General features: G+C 52.2%; 10 protein-coding genes, 11 tRNA genes and 3 rRNA genes. 1 reads left to right on the forward strand and 23 read right to left on the reverse strand.

From position 1 onward, the window contains the following. Positions 1 to 306: 306 nt before the first annotated feature. On the forward strand, positions 307 to 696 hold the full coding sequence (locus NSQ46_RS22140) for a TIGR04086 family membrane protein (RefSeq protein ID WP_007133167.1): 390 nt from the start codon (positions 307 to 309) through the stop codon (positions 694 to 696). A gap of 87 nt (positions 697 to 783) precedes the next feature. Here NSQ46_RS22140 and yajC read toward each other — a convergent pair whose 3' ends face one another. From yajC to NSQ46_RS22255, 23 genes are all read right to left on the reverse strand, one after another. Next, entirely contained in the window at positions 784 to 1,086 is a 303-nt protein-coding gene (yajC, locus tag NSQ46_RS22145; RefSeq protein WP_007133166.1) for a preprotein translocase subunit YajC, read from the reverse strand. 48 nt (positions 1,087 to 1,134) lie between these two features. Next, positions 1,135 to 2,274 (reverse strand): tRNA guanosine(34) transglycosylase Tgt, encoded by a 1,140-nt coding sequence (gene tgt / locus NSQ46_RS22150; protein ID WP_007133165.1) that lies wholly within the window; start codon positions 2,272 to 2,274, stop codon positions 1,135 to 1,137. Between the two features lie 19 nt (positions 2,275 to 2,293). Continuing rightward, complete coding sequence (queA, locus tag NSQ46_RS22155; RefSeq protein WP_007133164.1) at positions 2,294 to 3,325, reverse strand: tRNA preQ1(34) S-adenosylmethionine ribosyltransferase-isomerase QueA; 1,032 nt, start codon at positions 3,323 to 3,325, stop codon at positions 2,294 to 2,296. Between the two features lie 6 nt (positions 3,326 to 3,331). Continuing rightward, positions 3,332 to 5,413: a SpoIID/LytB domain-containing protein gene (locus NSQ46_RS22160; protein ID WP_342574703.1), complete on the reverse strand. Its 2,082-nt coding sequence runs from the start codon at positions 5,411 to 5,413 to the stop codon at positions 3,332 to 3,334. Positions 5,414 to 5,470: 57 nt separating this feature from the next. Then, positions 5,471 to 6,478, reverse strand: coding sequence for a Holliday junction branch migration DNA helicase RuvB (gene ruvB, locus NSQ46_RS22165; protein WP_077569201.1), 1,008 nt, complete (start codon positions 6,476 to 6,478; stop codon positions 5,471 to 5,473). 34 nt (positions 6,479 to 6,512) lie between these two features. Continuing rightward, the gene (gene ruvA, locus NSQ46_RS22170; protein ID WP_342574705.1) at positions 6,513 to 7,130 is read right to left on the reverse strand and encodes a Holliday junction branch migration protein RuvA; all 618 of its coding nucleotides are present in this window, start codon (positions 7,128 to 7,130) and stop codon (positions 6,513 to 6,515) included. Beyond that, entirely contained in the window at positions 7,127 to 7,630 is a 504-nt protein-coding gene (gene ruvC / locus NSQ46_RS22175) for a crossover junction endodeoxyribonuclease RuvC (RefSeq protein ID WP_028404989.1), read from the reverse strand. The genes ruvA and ruvC overlap by 4 nt, the downstream gene beginning before the upstream one ends. Positions 7,631 to 7,969: 339 nt before the next feature. Then, positions 7,970 to 8,683, reverse strand: a complete 714-nt coding sequence (locus tag NSQ46_RS22180) for a BofC C-terminal domain-containing protein (protein ID WP_007133158.1) — start codon at positions 8,681 to 8,683, stop codon at positions 7,970 to 7,972. Positions 8,684 to 8,818: 135 nt separating this feature from the next. After that, positions 8,819 to 8,892: transfer RNA gene (locus NSQ46_RS22185), tRNA-Pro, on the reverse strand. 10 nt (positions 8,893 to 8,902) lie between these two features. After that, positions 8,903 to 8,982, reverse strand: a tRNA-Leu gene (locus NSQ46_RS22190). Between the two features lie 49 nt (positions 8,983 to 9,031). Further along, positions 9,032 to 9,108, reverse strand: a tRNA-Arg gene (locus NSQ46_RS22195). Positions 9,109 to 9,111: 3 nt separating this feature from the next. Beyond that, positions 9,112 to 9,186: transfer RNA gene (locus NSQ46_RS22200), tRNA-Gly, on the reverse strand. A gap of 22 nt (positions 9,187 to 9,208) precedes the next feature. Then, positions 9,209 to 9,284 (reverse strand) — tRNA-Lys (locus NSQ46_RS22205). 13 nt (positions 9,285 to 9,297) lie between these two features. After that, a tRNA-Asp gene (locus tag NSQ46_RS22210) sits at positions 9,298 to 9,374 on the reverse strand. A 29-nt stretch (positions 9,375 to 9,403) separates the two neighbouring features. Then, positions 9,404 to 9,480, reverse strand: a tRNA-Met gene (locus NSQ46_RS22215). Between the two features lie 69 nt (positions 9,481 to 9,549). After that, positions 9,550 to 9,625 (reverse strand) — tRNA-Val (locus NSQ46_RS22220). Between the two features lie 4 nt (positions 9,626 to 9,629). Then, positions 9,630 to 9,704 (reverse strand) — tRNA-Glu (locus tag NSQ46_RS22225). Between the two features lie 17 nt (positions 9,705 to 9,721). Continuing rightward, positions 9,722 to 9,813, reverse strand: a tRNA-Ser gene (locus NSQ46_RS22230). A gap of 5 nt (positions 9,814 to 9,818) precedes the next feature. Then, positions 9,819 to 9,894, reverse strand: a tRNA-Asn gene (locus NSQ46_RS22235). 9 nt (positions 9,895 to 9,903) lie between these two features. Next, a 5S ribosomal RNA gene (rrf, locus tag NSQ46_RS22240) occupies positions 9,904 to 10,020 on the reverse strand. Positions 10,021 to 10,281: 261 nt separating this feature from the next. Next, positions 10,282 to 13,208, reverse strand: a 23S ribosomal RNA gene (locus NSQ46_RS22245). A 346-nt stretch (positions 13,209 to 13,554) separates the two neighbouring features. Then, a 16S ribosomal RNA gene (locus tag NSQ46_RS22250) occupies positions 13,555 to 15,108 on the reverse strand. The 16S, 23S and 5S rRNA genes sit together here with 11 tRNA genes alongside, the layout of an rRNA operon. 570 nt (positions 15,109 to 15,678) lie before the next feature. Beyond that, on the reverse strand, positions 15,679 to 17,388 hold the full coding sequence (locus tag NSQ46_RS22255; protein ID WP_341341663.1) for a LysM peptidoglycan-binding domain-containing protein: 1,710 nt from the start codon (positions 17,386 to 17,388) through the stop codon (positions 15,679 to 15,681). Positions 17,389 to 17,503 lie beyond the last annotated feature (115 nt).

The following is a 17,503-nucleotide window of genomic DNA, read 5'->3' on the forward strand; positions in this document are numbered from 1 at the left end:
GTTGTACTATCTGATCAGGCTTGGCCATACAATATTTACTAATAGAGGTTGTTCAAAAAGTCGTCTTTTGATCACGCAGTGAATCAAGAAGTACCCCGGCATCGAATCTTGAATTCGGCCGGGCCTTCCGATGCTCACGTACCCAAAACTAGCAGATGCTTTCGAAGGCGTTTTCTGAGAAAACGTGTAGCTCCGCTCCTCAGGCCCTAGCTTTATCGAAAAACGCACTTCGGAAGCATAAGCTTCGGTGCTGAAAAACCGACTTTTTGAACTCGCACTAATATATTCGTTAAGGGGGAACGATCCATGGAACCGATCCGGCGAGTATTCACCTTTCGCGTTACCAATCCCATTCTTTCAGGTCTTTTGTATTCATTTTTTTGGATGTTTCTTGGCGCGCTGGCGCTCTCCCTCCTGCTGTGGAGCAGCGGCTTGACGGAAGAGGATTTATCGTTCTACACCTTTCTCGTACATGCTCTTTCCGCGTTTATCGGAGGCTGTGTTGGCGGAAAGCGTGCAGGAAACAGAGGCTGGTATTACGGCTGCTTAACCGGGCTTCTGTACGGCGTTACGCTGCTTGCTATCGGATTCCTTGCGCTGGACAGCTCGCTGGCGCTTGGAGACCTGACCCTGCTGGCCACCGTCTTTATCGCCGGTGCGATCGGAGGCATGTTCGGCGTTAACTTGAAAAAATAAAAGCAAGCAAAAAGGCCGGCTCCAGAATAGAGTCGGCCTTTCGCTTGCAAATCAAGTCCCTCGAAGGACATATGTATGCCTTGAGGATTACGTATTGTTTACACTATGGCTGATCGAATTGCGATCGAACGTCAACTTCGTTACATCATTCACTTTCAAAACGACGATATCATCGGTAATTTCCACAATCGTACCGTGAAGGCCACCGATAGTTACCACTTTATCGCCTTTCTGCAAAGCGCTCAGCATTGCAGTTCTCTGCTTCTGCTTCTTCTGTTGCGGACGAATCAGCAAGAAATAGAAGATGACGAACATCAGAACGAACGGCAGAATCAAGCCAAGAAGACCTCCGCCGCCTTGATTCGGTGCTGCTGCGAGTTGATCAAGCATATTTCTTTCCCCCCCTTCAACGACAAACCCCATGGGTCATTAGCTTACTTAGAAACCTTTTTCATTATCATGAAGGCCGTACTTGTCAAAAAACTCATCGCGGAAATCAAGCAGACGGTCTTCCATAATACTTTGACGCACTTTCCGCATCAGATCGAGCAAGAAATGAAGATTGTGATACGTCGTTAAACGAAGCCCGAACGTCTCGTCACTCTTGATCAGATGACGCAGATACGCACGCGAGTAGTTACGGCAAGTGTAGCAGTCACATTCCGGATCCAGCGGTCCAAAATCCCTGGCGTATTGAGCATTTCGAACGACAAGACGGCCTTGACTTGTCATCGTTGTTCCGTTACGGGCAATCCGTGTCGGAAGCACGCAATCGAACATATCCACGCCACGAATCGAGCCCTCGATCAAAGCGTCGGGTGATCCGACTCCCATCAAATAGCGCGGCTTATTGTCCGGCAGCAGGGGCACCGTGTAATCCAGCACTTCATACATCAGCTGCTTCGATTCTCCCACACTAAGTCCACCAATAGCATAACCCGGGAAATCCATGGAAGTCAAATCAGCGGCGCTTTGCCGGCGGAGATCTTCGTACATCCCTCCCTGGACGATTCCGAAGAGCGCCTGATCCTTCGGTCTGGCATGGCTTTGAAGGCACCGCTCGGCCCAGCGTGAGGTCCGTTCAGTGGATTGTTTCACGTATTCGTATTCCGCCGGGTAAGGCGGACATTCATCAAATGCCATCATAATATCGGAGCCGAGCGCATTTTGAATCTCCATCGCTACTTCCGGGGAGATGAACAATTTGTCTCCGTTTAAATGGGATCGAAAATGCACGCCTTCCTCCGAAATTTTTCTCATTTCCGCAAGGCTGAATACCTGGAATCCGCCGCTGTCGGTCAGGATGGGCCGGTCCCAATTCATGAATTTGTGCAGCCCGCCTGCCTCCTTGACGATCTCATGCCCGGGGCGAAGAAAAAGATGGTAGGTATTGCTCAGAATGATATGGGCATCCATCGCCTTCAGCTCTTCTGGGCTCATTGTTTTGACGGTTGCAAGCGTGCCGACCGGCATAAACGTCGGCGTATCGATCACGCCGTGGGGGGTGTGAACCCTTCCCAGCCTCGCTCCCGACTGCTTGCAGGTTTTTATATGTTCGTACGTAACAGCAGCTGCCATGTCCAACCAACCTCCGAAGTTAATAAATAAACATTGCGTCCCCAAAGCTGAAGAAGCGGTATTCCTGCCGGACTGCTTCACGGTAAGCTTCCAGAATATGCTCGCGTCCGGCCAGCGCGCTTACGAGCATGACCAGCGTCGATTTGGGAAGGTGGAAATTCGTAATGAGCGCATCCACCACGGTAAATGAGTATCCTGGATAGATAAATATGCTAGTCCATCCGCTGCTCTCGCTGAGAGGGCCTCCCTTATGAGCTTGGCCCACGGTTTCGAGCGTTCGGCAAGACGTCGTTCCTACCGCGATTACTCTTCCTCCCCGACGCTTGGTCTCATTGAGGAGCTCAGCCGTTTCCTTGGAGAGGGAATAGTATTCTTCATGCATGACATGATCCTCAACCCGCTCAACGGACATCGGGCGGAAAGTTCCAAGCCCGACATGCAGCGTAATAAAAGCGATATTCACGCCTTTGGCCTTAATCTCGTCGAGAAGTGCTTCCGTAAAATGAAGTCCTGCCGTCGGAGCAGCCGCGGAGCCTTCATTCCGGGCATACACGGTTTGATACCGGTCACGGTCATCGAGCTTCTCCTTAATGTAAGGAGGCAGCGGCATCTGGCCCAGTTCATCCAGGATCTCCTGGAAAATTCCTTTATAGGTGAATCGAAGCGTCCGAGCGCCCATTTCCCCCTCTTCTTCAATAACGGCTTTGAGCTTCCCGTTTCCGAAGGAGATCGTGCTTCCCCGTCTCAGCTTCTTGCCCGGCTTGACAAGCGCTTCCCAGCGGTCTTCCCCAAGGTTCTTCAGAAGCAGCACCTCAGCTTTCGCACCCGTCTCCTCTTTCTCGCCGAACAATCGGGCGGGGATGACCTTGGTATCGTTAAGAACGAGGGTGTCACCCGGATTCAGAAAACCAACGATATCGGCAAAGGTCCCGTGGGACATCGCTCCATCCTCTTTATTCAAGGCAAGAAGCCGGGAAGCGCTGCGTTCCTTTAAGGGAGTCTGCGCAATCAAACGCTCCGGCAATTCAAAATCGTATAAATCCACATTCATGATCGGTCATTCCTTCGTAATAATCGTGTCGCGGTAATAGTGTTGCAGGATCTGCTTATAATCATACCCTTGATCCGCCATTCCTTTGGCGCCCCATTGGGACATGCCCAGGCCGTGGCCGTTCCCTTTGCCCGTAAATTTAAAGCCAGCCTTGCTGTCAACGGCTCTGGCTTGTCCTTCACCGCTCAAAATAACGGTACCGGCGCCCTTTACGCTGGCGCTTCCGTTGCCTGAGACAACCGTAACGCTCTCTCCGGACGAAACCGTTGATTCTGCACCATTCGCGCTCAATACAGTATAACTTCCGGTCGGTTCAATATCAAACAAGGTGCTGGGCAGTCCGTTAAATGCCGAACGGTACACATCCGGGTACTTCACATCCAGCTGCTGGCCATTGGCGTTGACGGACAAAACCCGGCCTGAAGGACCGCGCTCGGTCACCGTCAGCGACGTTATGGCTGAAGGGAGGGCGCTAGACGTCTTCCCTTTCAGCGAAGCCAGCAGCTGCTCGGACGTGAACGGGCCCCGAATCCACGCATAGCTGTTCGATTCCGCCACCTTGTCCAGAACGACCGCCGTATCGCCCGGACTCATTTGGGCTACAGGCTTAGCATCGGATTGAATCAGGGGCAGCGGACGCACATTCGTGTCCTTAGACGTAACGGTCATATAAGGGAGGCCTGCAGCAGTCTTGCTGCCTGTCTCCTTCACGTTATCTTCCCGGACATAGCCCGTGAGCCCGCTGGGCAGAAGAACGTGGTACCACGATTTCAACGCGGCTTGTGCCGACGTATCGCCCGGACTCTCGACTGCCGCGAATACATTGTTGGCATTGCCCCATACCTCTGCAGGGTCAGAGGTCATGCCTCCCGCGTTGGAGGAGAACACCGTCTCGACCAGCTTGCCGTCCTTCATGACGACTTCTCCCTCAGTGGCGTCCACCGCCTGCACGACGCTCGGATACTCGTAGGCCGTACCGTAGTAAGCCTGACTCAGCGTTGTATCGACGACATTGGCGACCTCAAACTTGGTTCCTTGGAACAGCGCATAGGTTCTTGCGGCAACGGCTTGTGCCTTCAAAGCCTCGGCCCCCCATGAGGAAGGCACTTCGGCTCCTACCACCGAATATAGATACTGCTGGAACGGCAGCTCATTAACCAAATACAATTGCCCGTTCTTCTTGCCGATCTCCATCGCTCCGCGGTAAGTTCGGTCGGAACGTTCTTTCACATGGATTCCGGTGCCCGCTGTCCCCGACACCTTGAGCGTGGCCAGCTCACCTGACAGCATAAAGTGCTGAACTTCTTGAGCAGCCGCCAGGTTCAGACCGGCGTCCCTGCGGAGGATCAATCCCGGGGTCTTGGTATTCGTCTCAACAAGGGGATTCGGCGCTGCAGCAGCGGCTTGCTGCTTGACAGCGGCCAAATCCGATGCATTGGCAGCCTCCCCGACCCAGACCTCATAACCTGCCTGGGTCATGACGTTAAATGCGTCAACGCCGGCAGCAGCATAGGCTGCACGCGCTGCTTCCGCCTGCGCTTCCGTTGCGAAGGAGCCTGCGGACAGATGGAGTCCGCCCCGTACCGAAGGGGTCTGACCGTTCAAATGGGCAGCCGCCGTCTTGGCTGTTCTCGCTGCCGCATCGGATGCAGCCTTCTCCGATGCATACATGCCCGTATACAGCTTGTACACCTTGCCGTCCACAAACAGCATTGATTTATCGCTCGTTGCCTGCAGCTTTTTGGCGGCTTCGGCAGCCGTTTTCCAATCTGTCGTCTCCAGTACCTTCACCCGGTAAGAATCGACGCTCATGCGCGTTTGTTGGTTAGCCGGTATGCTTGTCATCGCGTCCTGGGCTCCGGCATTGTCTAATGCAACCGTCAGGGCCTCCTCGGATTGCAGGGTAACGGCATTCACTGTGGATCTGTACTGGCTTCCAAGATCCAGGAACATCGCTACCCGAATCGTGTCAAGTGACGGGGCGGCAGCGTGCGCGGCAGGTGCGGCCCAAATGCTTGCGGCAAGAGCAGCTGCCGCCATGCCTGCGGCAGTTCTGCGGAGAAATGACTTCTTCCCCTTTATATTCATGTCTACAAACCTCCTGGAGCTGTAAGGATAGAATGATAAGCTATTGTCCAAAAACTTCTAACGGCGATCCTCCGGAACCGGGATGCCTAAATGATGGTATGCGTTCGGTGTCACGACCCGCCCCCGCGGTGTACGCTGCAGGAACCCGATCTGCAGCAGATACGGCTCGTACACGTCCTCGATGGTCTGGCTCTCTTCGCCGATCGTAGCCGCTATCGTATCCAGGCCGACCGGCCCGCCGCGGAAGCTCTTGATCATGGCATGAAGCATTTTATGATCGATCAGATCAAGCCCCATCGGGTCGATCTGCAGCATTCTCAGCGCTTCCTTTGCAATGTCGGTCGTAATCATCCCGTCGCCTCGTACCTGTGCGAAATCGCGGACCCGCTTCAGCAGCCGGTTTGCAATCCGCGGCGTCCCCCGCGAACGAAGGGCAATTTCCTCTGCGGCATCCCCTAATATTTCGATACCTAAAATGTCCGCGCCGCGGGACACGATATAACTTAGCTCATCCACCGTATAAAATTCCAGCCGGCTGACAACCCCGAAGCGATCGCGCAGCGGGGCTGAGAGCAATCCCGCTCTCGTGGTGGCGCCTATGAGCGTGAAGGGCGGCAAATCCAGCCGGACCGAGCGTGCGCTCGGCCCTTTGCCGATCATGATGTCCAGCGCAAAATCCTCCATTGCCGGATACATGACCTCCTCGACCGTCCGATGCAACCGATGGATTTCGTCGATAAAAAGAACATCGCCCTCCTGCAGATTCGTAAGAAGGGCAGCCAAATCGCCGGGACGCTCGATGGCGGGTCCCGAGGTCGTACGCAGATTTACGCCAAGCTCATTGGCGATAATGTTCGCAAGGGTTGTTTTGCCCAGTCCCGGGGGACCGTACAGCAGCACATGGTCCAGCGCTTCCTTGCGCATCTTCGCTGCCTCGATATAGATTTTCAAATTCTCTTTTACCTGATTTTGTCCGATATATTCGGCCAAATACCGGGGACGCAGGCTGAGCTCTACCGCCTGGTCCTCCATCATTAAATTCGCAGTAATAATTCGATCGTCCATCTTAAGTTAAACTCCTCTCCTGCAGACGACGCTATTAACCGGCATACAGCTGCTGCAGTGCCCGTTTCATCAATACATCGACCGATTCTCCGCTGCCTATGGAATCCTTAATCTTCAGCCATACTTTATCCAGTTCGCTGTCCGTGTACCCGAGCGCCTTCAGCCCCTCGCGGGCTTCTGTCCAAGCCGAACTGCTTTCTTCCGGCTGCTCCTGCTGCAGGGCGAACAGTCCTGTCGCCATGGCGGCATCGCTGAAGCCGTCCAGCTTGTCCTTCAGATCCAAAATCATGCGCTGGGCGGTCTTCTTCCCGATCCCCGGCAGCTTGATCAGAAATGAAATATTCTCTTGGTAGATGGCCGATACCACATGATCCGGCGAGCCGCCGCCCAATATTCCGAGCGCCACCCGCGGGCCGATGCCGGATACTTCGATGAGCTTGCGGAATAACCGCTGCTCTTCCCGTGTCGGGAAGCCGAACAGCAGAATCGCATCCTCGCGTACATGATGGTGGGTATACACCGTGACGACTCCTTCCATTTTGGCGAAGGCATACGGGTTCGGGCAGAAGATGCGATACCCTACATCATGCACATCCAGCACGATATATTCACTCTCGAGATGGACGACTTGTCCACGTAAAAAATCAATCATTTTCGCAATACCTCGTTTAATCTGGAATTTAACGTATAGGAATGGGCGTGACATATAGCGACAGCAAGCGCATCAGCCACGTCGTCGGGCTTCGGTATGCTCGCAAGCTTCAGGTACATCCTTACCATCTCCTGTACCTGTTTCTTCTCCGCCTTCCCATAGCCTACAATCGCCTGCTTAACCTGCATAGGCGTGTACTCGGCAATGGGAAGTCCCCGCTGAACGGCTGCGAGAATGAGCACGCCTCTTGCTTGGGATACCGTCATCGCCGTCGTTACATTCCGGTTAAAAAAAAGCTTCTCGAAAGCCACGGCTTCCGGCTCATATTTATCAATCAACTGCAGCATGCCCTCATAAACCTGATGAAGTCTTTCCTCTTCGGGCGTATGCGCTTCGGTCTGGATACAGCCGTACTGCACCGGCGACACCTTGCTCCCCGTCTTATCAATAAACCCGAAGCCAACGATGGCAATCCCCGGGTCAATGCCTAAAATACGCAATACTAACCTCTCCTCTGATGAAGCGAACATATGTATCGTTCTCCCATTATAACAAAAGATCGACCTTTAGTTGAGGAAAAACTTTGAACCTTTTCTTGTGCCTATTTTCACATTGTTACCCTAAGCTTATGATTCCTTTTTTAAGGGAGGCTTCTATTAGGCTTGTGGGCGGATAAATTGCGCTCCGTTCTTAACCGCATGGCCTGCTGCGCGCAACTGAAAAAGAAAAACTGCCCGGTGCAGATCAGCACCAGACAGTTGCGGTGTTGCGGTGTAACAATAGAGCAGCAAAAATGTGGCATTGTCGAAAAACGGTCGACCCGGTTCGCCCGGATTCGCTCAGGAGCTGGGCTTCATCACATTTTCAGCCATATCCCGCGCATAATCACTAAACGTCGACAAGACGCTGTTGTATTCATCCATATCCTGAATCCGGATCCCCTCCTGAAGCTGCTGGATGACATCCTTTGGCAAGGAGGACTCCATCGAACCGATGTCTAATTGGAAAAAGGTGCGGAGAACCTTCTCTTCTTCGGGAGGTCCCTCAAACAAAGTTAAATTTCCGCTTGCATCCACGCTCATGTACGCTTGCTTCTTGCAGTTGGGGGAGAGATCGGATACCGTTTGCTCCAGCCAAACTTCCCCTTTGTCATCCAGGCGGCCCTGCCATAATGGGTTTTTATTCATCAGTTCATAGATGCCGTCTGCATTCAGGCGCCCGATATTCTGCTCTTCAACCCCGCATACATAGGTAGTGCGCAGATGTACTTTCTTCTTCCCCTTTGATGCGTTCAGTTCCTGCATAAACTTTCTCTGCTCGGAAGTCCGCTCTTCTTGCTTCTCTTCTTCCATCTGCAAATAATGCATCGTCTCGAGCGCGAGCGGTTTTTCGCCGCGGCTATCGGTGAGCAGCATATTCATTTGATCCTTCAGCGTCTGGCCAGACCAAATGAAGATCATGGCCGCTGCAAGGATCGAACTGGACCAGATGGCCCGTCTCCAGCGTCTCCGTCGTTTGCGGAACACTTTTCTTAGGAATTGAAAAACACTCAAGGTTATCCCCTTCTATTCAATGTTTTTCATATTGTGACCGCAAGGCTGCCAAATTATTCAGACATCCCTTGTACCGAAAGTGCGCAACGACAAAAGGACCATCTTCAGAAATTCTGAAAATGGTCCTTGCTTGAATCGGGACGACACGATTTGAACATGCGACCCCCTGGTCCCAAACCAGGTGCTCTACCAAGCTGAGCTACGTCCCGTTATTTAAAATGCCGGTGAAGGGACTCGAACCCCCACGGTTTCCCTCACGATTTTGAGTCGCGCGCGTCTGCCAATTCCGCCACACCGGCGTAAGGATAATCATTAAGTAAATTCATGATGAATGCGCACATCAATCAATGGCACGCCCTGAGAGATTCGAACTCCCGACCTTTTGATTCGTAGTCAAACGCTCTATCCAGCTGAGCTAAGGGCGCAAATGGAGCGGACGACGGGAATCGAACCCGCGACCCTCGCCTTGGCAAGGCGATGCTCTACCGCTGAGCCACGTCCGCAATATCAAGATTTATGTAACACTGGTGAGCCATGAAGGACTCGAACCTTCGACACCCTGATTAAAAGTCAGGTGCTCTACCAACTGAGCTAATGGCTCCCATTGTTAAAAATGGCGGAACTGACGGGATTCGAACCCGCGATCTCCTGCGTGACAGGCAGGCATGTTAGGCCTCTACACCACAGTTCCATGAGGCTTGATCGCTAATGCGATATAATTGGTTGCGGGGGCAGGATTTGAACCTGCGACCTTCGGGTTATGAGCCCGACGAGCTACCGAACTGCTCCACCCCGCGTCATTGTGTATAAGCTCCCCTAATAAAACCACCTGTAAAGCCTTTGCTTTATCTTTTGGGGATATTTAATGGTGGAGGCTGAGGGGATCGAACCCCCGACCCTCTGCTTGTAAGGCAGATGCTCTCCCAGCTGAGCTAAGCCTCCATGTTGGTGACCCGTAGGGGATTCGAACCCCTGTTACCTCCGTGAAAGGGAGGTGTCTTAACCCCTTGACCAACGGGCCGTATATAAAGTCCTTGCTGGCGGAGAGAGAGGGATTCGAACCCTCGAGACGCTTTTGACGCCTACACGATTTCCAATCGTGCTCCTTCGGCCAACTCGGACACCTCTCCATAAGTGGCTCCCCGAACAGGACTCGAACCTGTGACAACTCGATTAACAGTCGAGTGCTCTACCAACTGAGCTATCAGGGAATATGTACCGCTTGGCGGCGTCCTACTCTCCCGGGACCCTTCGGTCCAAGTACCATCGGCGCTGGAAGGCTTAACGGTCGTGTTCGGTATGGGAACGCGTGGAACCCTTCCGCCATCGCCACCAAACGTTAAATTCAGGATGCGGCATCGCCAAATGCCGTAATCATCTTCATTGCATGTGCAGCTTGTACACCTGCAAATCGGGTTTGATCACCTGAAAACTAGATACGAAACGTCTTTGCATTGATTAGAATCCGTAGCATTGTCCCTTCAGATCCTCAGATCTTTCTGGGCCCCGCCAAAGTAATCGGAATCAGCTTCGAAGCTCTTCTTCACTTTGGTGGGTTTATTTATGCTTCCGTAGCGAGCTTTCTTTCAGAAAGCTTTTAGGATAAGCCCTCGACCGATTAGTATTGGTCAGCTCCATGCATTGCTGCACTTCCACCTCCAACCTATCTACCTCGTCGTCTTCAAGGGGTCTTACGAATTGGGAAATCTCATCTTGAGGGGGGCTTCACGCTTAGATGCTTTCAGCGCTTATCCCGTCCGTACGTAGCTACCCAGCCATGCTCCTGGCGGAACAACTGGTGCACCAGCGGTACGTCCATCCCGGTCCTCTCGTACTAAGGACAGCTCCTCTCAAATTTCCTACGCCCACGACAGATAGGGACCGAACTGTCTCACGACGTTCTGAACCCAGCTCGCGTACCGCTTTAATGGGCGAACAGCCCAACCCTTGGGACCTACTTCAGCCCCAGGATGCGATGAGCCGACATCGAGGTGCCAAACCTCCCCGTCGATGTGGACTCTTGGGGGAGATAAGCCTGTTATCCCCAGGGTAGCTTTTATCCGTTGAGCGATGGCCCTTCCATGCGGTACCACCGGATCACTAAGCCCGACTTTCGTCCCTGCTCGACTTGTAGGTCTCGCAGTCAAGCTCCCTTATGCCTTTGCACTCTTCGAATGATTTCCAACCATTCTGAGGGAACCTTGGGGCGCCTCCGTTACTCTTTAGGAGGCGACCGCCCCAGTCAAACTGCCCGCCTGACACTGTCCCCGTACCGGATCACGGTACCAGGTTAGAACCTAGATACGATCAGGGTGGTATCCCAACGTCGCCTCCACACAAGCTGGCGCTCATGCTTCAAAGGCTCCCACCTATCCTGTACAGATCGTACCCAAATCCAATATCAAGCTGCAGTAAAGCTCCATGGGGTCTTTCCGTCTTGTCGCGGGTAACCTGCATCTTCACAGGTATTAAAATTTCACCGGATCTCTCGTTGAGACAGCGCCCAAGTCGTTACGCCATTCGTGCGGGTCAGAATTTACCTGACAAGGAATTTCGCTACCTTAGGACCGTTATAGTTACGGCCGCCGTTTACTGGGGCTTCGGTTCACAGCTTCGGGTTTAACCCCTAACCGCTCCCCTTAACCTTCCAGCACCGGGCAGGCGTCAGCCCGTATACTTCGCCTTGCGGCTTCGCACAGACCTGTGTTTTTGCTAAACAGTCGCTTGGGCCTTTTCACTGCGGCCCCCTCGGGCTATTCACCCTACCGAGGCACCCCTTCTCCCGAAGTTACGGGGTCATTTTGCCGAGTTCCTTAACGAGAGTTCTTCCGCGCGCCTTAGAATTCTCTTCTCGCCTACCTGTGTCGGTTTGCGGTACGGGCACCTTCACCTGACTAGAGGCTTTTCTTGGCAGTGTGAGATCATGACCTTCGCTACTGTAATTTTCACTCCCCATCACAGCCCAGCCTTACGATGTGCGGATTTGCCTACACATCAGCCTCACTGCTTGGACGGACATCCATCAGTCCGCGTCACTACCCTCCTGCGTCACCCCATCGTTCATAACGGTTTACGGTGGTACAGGAATTTCAACCTGTTGTCCTTCGACTACGCCTTTCGGCCTCGCCTTAGGTCCCGACTTACCCTGAGCGGACGAGCCTTCCTCAGGAAACCTTGGGCTTTCGGCGGATCAGATTCTCACTGATCTTTTCGTTACTCATACCGGCATTCTCACTTGTATGCTGTCCAGCGCTCCTTACGGTACACCTTCAACCTGCATACAACGCTCCCCTACCCCTGATGCAAGCATCAAGCCATAGCTTCGGTGGTGTGTTTAGCCCCGTTACATTTTCGGCGCAGAGTCACTCGACCAGTGAGCTATTACGCACTCTTTAAATGGTGGCTGCTTCTAAGCCAACATCCTGGTTGTCTGTGCAACTCCACATCCTTTCCCACTTAACACACACTTGGGGACCTTAGCTGATGGTCTGGGCTGTTTCCCTTTTGACAATGGATCTTAGCACTCACTGTCTGACTCCCGGATATAAGTCTATGGCATTCGGAGTTTGACTGAGCTTGGTAACCCTTGCGGGCCCCGCACCCAATCAGTGCTCTACCTCCACGACTCTCAATTCCGAGGCTAGCCCTAAAGCTATTTCGGGGAGAACCAGCTATCTCCGAGTTCGATTGGAATTTCTCCGCTACCCCCACCTCATCCCCGCACTTTTCAACGTACGTGGGTTCGGGCCTCCAGTGCGTGTTACCGCACCTTCACCCTGGACAGGGGTAGATCACACGGTTTCGGGTCTACGTCCACATACTAAAGCGCCCTATTCAGACTCGCTTTCGCTGCGGCTACGGCTTCTCGCCTTAACCTTGCATGGGAACGTAACTCGCCGGTTCATTCTACAAAAGGCACGCCATCACCCATAGATCGGGCTCTGACTTCTTGTAAGCACACGGTTTCAGGTTCTATTTCACTCCCCTTCCGGGGTGCTTTTCACCTTTCCCTCACGGTACTGCTTCACTATCGGTCGCTAGGGAGTATTTAGCCTTAGCAGATGGTCCTGCTGGATTCATACGGGGTTTCACGTGCCCCGCACTACTCGGGATCCGTCTCGGAGGGTTCACATTTTCGATTACAGGGCTTTTACCTTCTATGGCCGGCCTTTCCAGACCTGTTCGTCTAATCTAAACCTTTGTAACTCCATGTGAGACGTCCCACAACCCCAGAGAGCAAGCTCTCTGGTTTAGGCTGTTCCGCGTTCGCTCGCCGCTACTGACGGAATCACTCTTGTTTTCTCTTCCTCCAGGTACTTAGATGTTTCAGTTCCCTGGGTATGCCTCCTCGCATCCTATGTATTCAGATACGGGTAACTGGCTATTACACCAGCTGGGTTTCCCCATTCGGACATCCCCGGATCGAAGCTTGCTTACAGCTCCCCGAGGCAGTATCGTTGTTCGCCACGTCCTTCATCGGCTCCTAGCGCCTAGGCATCCTCCGTGTGCTCTTAGTAGCTTAACCATGTCGCTCCAGTTTCGTGCCATGTGCTCTGTTGTCCGCTTGTTTCCTGATTGGATAAAACCACTCAATGGTGAAACAAGCTTCCAAAGGATCACCTGTCACGAATCTTTCGCTCTAACGCTACTCTTTCACTTCTTGGTCAATCACTTGACACAAGTCGTTAGAGAAGGATATTTCTAAAACGCAAATTCGTTTCGTTATCTAGTTTTCAAGGATCAAATGAGAGGTTAAACTCTCAAAACTGACCAACGAGTGAGTTGGTTGACTTTACTTCGTAAAGTCTATTCCGGCAGCTTACACTGACCGTATTTGTACCGCTTCGCTACGGAAGCGAGGTACTCCATAGAAAGGAGGTGATCCAGCCGCACCTTCCGATACGGCTACCTTGTTACGACTTCACCCCAATCATCTACCCCACCTTCGGCGGCTGGCTCCCGTAAGGGTTACCCCACCGACTTCGGGTGTTGTAAACTCTCGTGGTGTGACGGGCGGTGTGTACAAGACCCGGGAACGTATTCACCGCGGCATGCTGATCCGCGATTACTAGCAATTCCGACTTCATGCAGGCGAGTTGCAGCCTGCAATCCGAACTGAGACTGGCTTTTTAGGATTGGCTCCACCTCGCGGCTTCGCTTCCCGTTGTACCAGCCATTGTAGTACGTGTGTAGCCCAAGTCATAAGGGGCATGATGATTTGACGTCATCCCCACCTTCCTCCGGTTTGTCACCGGCAGTCACCTTAGAGTGCCCACCCGAAGTGCTGGCAACTAAGATCAAGGGTTGCGCTCGTTGCGGGACTTAACCCAACATCTCACGACACGAGCTGACGACAACCATGCACCACCTGTCTCCTCTGTCCCGAAGGCCGCCTCTATCTCTAGAGGATTCAGAGGGATGTCAAGACTTGGTAAGGTTCTTCGCGTTGCTTCGAATTAAACCACATACTCCACTGCTTGTGCGGGTCCCCGTCAATTCCTTTGAGTTTCAGTCTTGCGACCGTACTCCCCAGGCGGAATGCTTAATGTGTTAACTTCGGCACCAAGGGTATCGAAACCCCTAACACCTAGCATTCATCGTTTACGGCGTGGACTACCAGGGTATCTAATCCTGTTCGCTCCCCACGCTTTCGCGCCTCAGCGTCAGTTACAGCCCAGAGAGTCGCCTTCGCCACTGGTGTTCCTCCACATATCTACGCATTTCACCGCTACACGTGGAATTCCACTCTCCTCTTCTGCACTCAAGTTCCCCAGTTTCCAGTGCGTCCCGAAGTTGAGCCTCGGGTTTAAACACCAGACTTAAAGAACCGCCTGCGCGCGCTTTACGCCCAATAATTCCGGACAACGCTTGCCCCCTACGTATTACCGCGGCTGCTGGCACGTAGTTAGCCGGGGCTTTCTTCTCAGGTACCGTCACTCTCATAGCAGTTACTCTATGAGACGTTCTTCCCTGGCAACAGAGCTTTACGATCCGAAAACCTTCATCACTCACGCGGCGTTGCTCCGTCAGGCTTTCGCCCATTGCGGAAGATTCCCTACTGCTGCCTCCCGTAGGAGTCTGGGCCGTGTCTCAGTCCCAGTGTGGCCGTTCACCCTCTCAGGTCGGCTACGCATCGTCGCCTTGGTGAGCCGTTACCTCACCAACTAGCTAATGCGCCGCAGGCCCATCCTCAAGTGACAGATTGCTCCGCCTTTCATAACTCCGCCATGCAGCGAATTTAATTATCCGGTATTAGCTACCGTTTCCGGTAGTTATCCCAGTCTTGAGGGCAGGTTGCCTACGTGTTACTCACCCGTCCGCCGCTAAGCATCAGGAGTGCAAGCACTCCATCAGCTCCGCTCGACTTGCATGTATTAGGCACGCCGCCAGCGTTCGTCCTGAGCCAGGATCAAACTCTCCAATAAAGATCGTCCGAAGGACGATCGATTGAAAGAGCGATTAAGCTCATTAGAAAAACTGACGAGAATTTGTTCAATTCTCTATTGTAACTCCCCGCCGAAGCGGTTCGTTTTTACTCACTCGTTGTTCAGTTTTCAAAGATCAACCTTTTCGTTACCGGCGAATCTCGTTCGCATCAGCAACTCTTATAATATATCATATTCATTTCGATAATGCAAGAGGTTTTTTAAAGTTTTTTTTATTACTTAAAATCGAAACCAAAAATTATTCATCGACCTCTTCCCTGCCGCAAAGGCGTTCGTTTCGCGACTGGATTTATAATATATCATGAATCAATACTGTTTAACAATGCATAATTTTTTCCAAATCCATTATTGCAGCTTGTACTAATTAAAGAGTGGCTTTCAAAGCACTTAAAGCTCGTTCCGCCCTATATTTTACCACGCTTTGTATCCCTACTATAATGAGACAAGACGGCCGGTGACCGGCCGCCCTTCTACTAAAAATCCTAACATGGCTCTAAACCACTCACAACTTACCTCTAAGCTGTTACCCCTTATTTTTTCGCTAAACCTTTATCCTTTTATCCATGGGTTTTGCTGTTTGTTCTTTGCCGACTGCGGCTTCCGTGTTTTCTTGGCTGCAGTTCTGGAGGCTTTCCCCCCCGTCTGACGATGAACCTTTGCCTTGGCCGTCTTACTATTCTCTTCAATTGCAGCGTCACGAATTTCAGCTTCCTGATCGCTCTCTTCAACTGAATGATTCGTTGGAGATGCATCTTCCGTAAAGCTTGAAGCAATTCCTACTCCTTGTTCTTCATTTTGACGGTCTATCCACATCTGTTCATAAGGGTTCATGAATGATGGATTTGCGCCGAAACCTCCAATCGGTGCCGAAGGAACGCTGTAGGCACCCGACGAATTCATGGCACCATGCTGCCAATTATAAGGCATTGCATTCTCCGATGCGCCCTGGTTAGCATATGGATAACTTTGAGGCATACCGTAAAAAGGACTAACTTCTCCGCCCTGACAGCCGCAAGGTGAAGAGGCGTAGCCAAGCGGCGAAATCCCGTGATGTTCCGAGTACGGCATATAGTTAGAAGTAACTCCTGCCGTATAGGACTCGGAAACGGATACCTGGGAATACTCCATCCCAACCGAGTCCCCGGACAATCCCGGATAACCTCCCGCTGCATTTCCCCAAGCTTCTCCATAGGACGCCGGAACGGCCGGCTGTGGCACGTGGTAGTATGGATGAACGCTCTCTCCTTGCCATTTTACCGGTTCATGGCACCCGCATGGGGATTCCGGATAACCGTATTGCGGCATCGTAAACTGAGGCTCATGATATCCATGATGATGGTGATGTTGGTACGGACCAAGACATGGATGATCCGGAACATGGTGAATCGGAAACTCCGGACATGGATGCATGAAAGGTTGGACATGGAAATCAGCAACCTTCGGGCATGGTTCATCGACCGGAAGAACCGGATGCGGCATTGGCATTGTCTTTAACGGATACATTTGCTCCGGCTCAAAAGGTTTGTATTCCGGTTTGTATTCCGGTTTATACTCCGGTTTAAATTCTGGCTTGAACTCTGGCTTATACTCCGGTTTGTATTCTAGTTTAAATTCGGGTTTAATCTCCGGTTTATACTCGAGTTTAATCTCAGGTTTGTACTCGGGCTTAATCTCGGGCTTAATCTCCGGTTTGTACTCCGGCTCTACCTTTTTAGGCTCCTCCGGCAGAGGCGCAATCTCCGGTAGCTTCGGTAACACAGGCGGCTCTGGCATTGGCTGTGGCGGGGCCACCGGCGGCTGCGGTACGGGCTGGGTAATTTCTTCTTTGACGCCCGTGTAATCCTTGCTGCCCGGCTTCTTTTTGCCTGGAGCCATTTCAGCACTCATCGTTACGCCATCGCTGTCCCCCGTCTCCGTATAAATGCCAGATGACGGGATGTTCACAATCTCTCCCACCAAAAGGGCATTCGGATTTTTAAGCTGCGGGTTGGCATCGATAATTTCTTTCAGGGTCACTCCCCAAGCTTTGGACAGCTTCCATAGAGAATCCCCTTGCTTTACCGTGTGCTTATGGATAATTGGCTGGCTGCCGCCAGGTACCGGAACGGGCTCTGTCGGAATTTTAATTTTAGCCCCGACATCAAGCTTATTCGGATCGACCAGCTGCGGGTTGGCAACGATGATCTTCGTTAACGGTACGTCAAATTTTTTGGACAGCTCATATAGGGTGTCGCCTTCCTTGACGATGTGTATCTTCACGCCGCTAAAACCTCCTACACTCTTCTAGGCGTCATGGTTATTCGCCCGTGTTCGTTACTACATCCTATGCAAGAAATGGGCGATTGACATCCCTCGATACAAAAAAAATCCTTTC

Origin of the sequence: Paenibacillus sp. FSL M8-0142 (assembly GCF_038597315.1) — a bacterium.
Classification (GTDB): Bacteria; Bacillota; Bacilli; order Paenibacillales; family Paenibacillaceae; genus Paenibacillus_AQ; species Paenibacillus_AQ lactis.

Bases quoted from the DNA above. Each gene is read 5' to 3' on its own strand.
- tgt (WP_007133165.1), bottom strand. From the start codon at position 2,274: ATGGCAGCTGCTGTTACGTACGAACATATAAAAACCTGCAAGCAGTCG.
- ruvA (WP_342574705.1), bottom strand. From the start codon at position 7,130: ATGATTGATTTTTTACGTGGACAAGTCGTCCATCTCGAGAGTGAATAT.
- NSQ46_RS22140 (WP_007133167.1), top strand. From the start codon at position 307: ATGGAACCGATCCGGCGAGTATTCACCTTTCGCGTTACCAATCCCATT.
- ruvB (WP_077569201.1), bottom strand. From the start codon at position 6,478: ATGGACGATCGAATTATTACTGCGAATTTAATGATGGAGGACCAGGCG.
- yajC (WP_007133166.1), bottom strand. From the start codon at position 1,086: ATGCTTGATCAACTCGCAGCAGCACCGAATCAAGGCGGCGGAGGTCTT.
- NSQ46_RS22160 (WP_342574703.1), bottom strand. From the start codon at position 5,413: ATGAATATAAAGGGGAAGAAGTCATTTCTCCGCAGAACTGCCGCAGGC.
- queA (WP_007133164.1), bottom strand. From the start codon at position 3,325: ATGAATGTGGATTTATACGATTTTGAATTGCCGGAGCGTTTGATTGCG.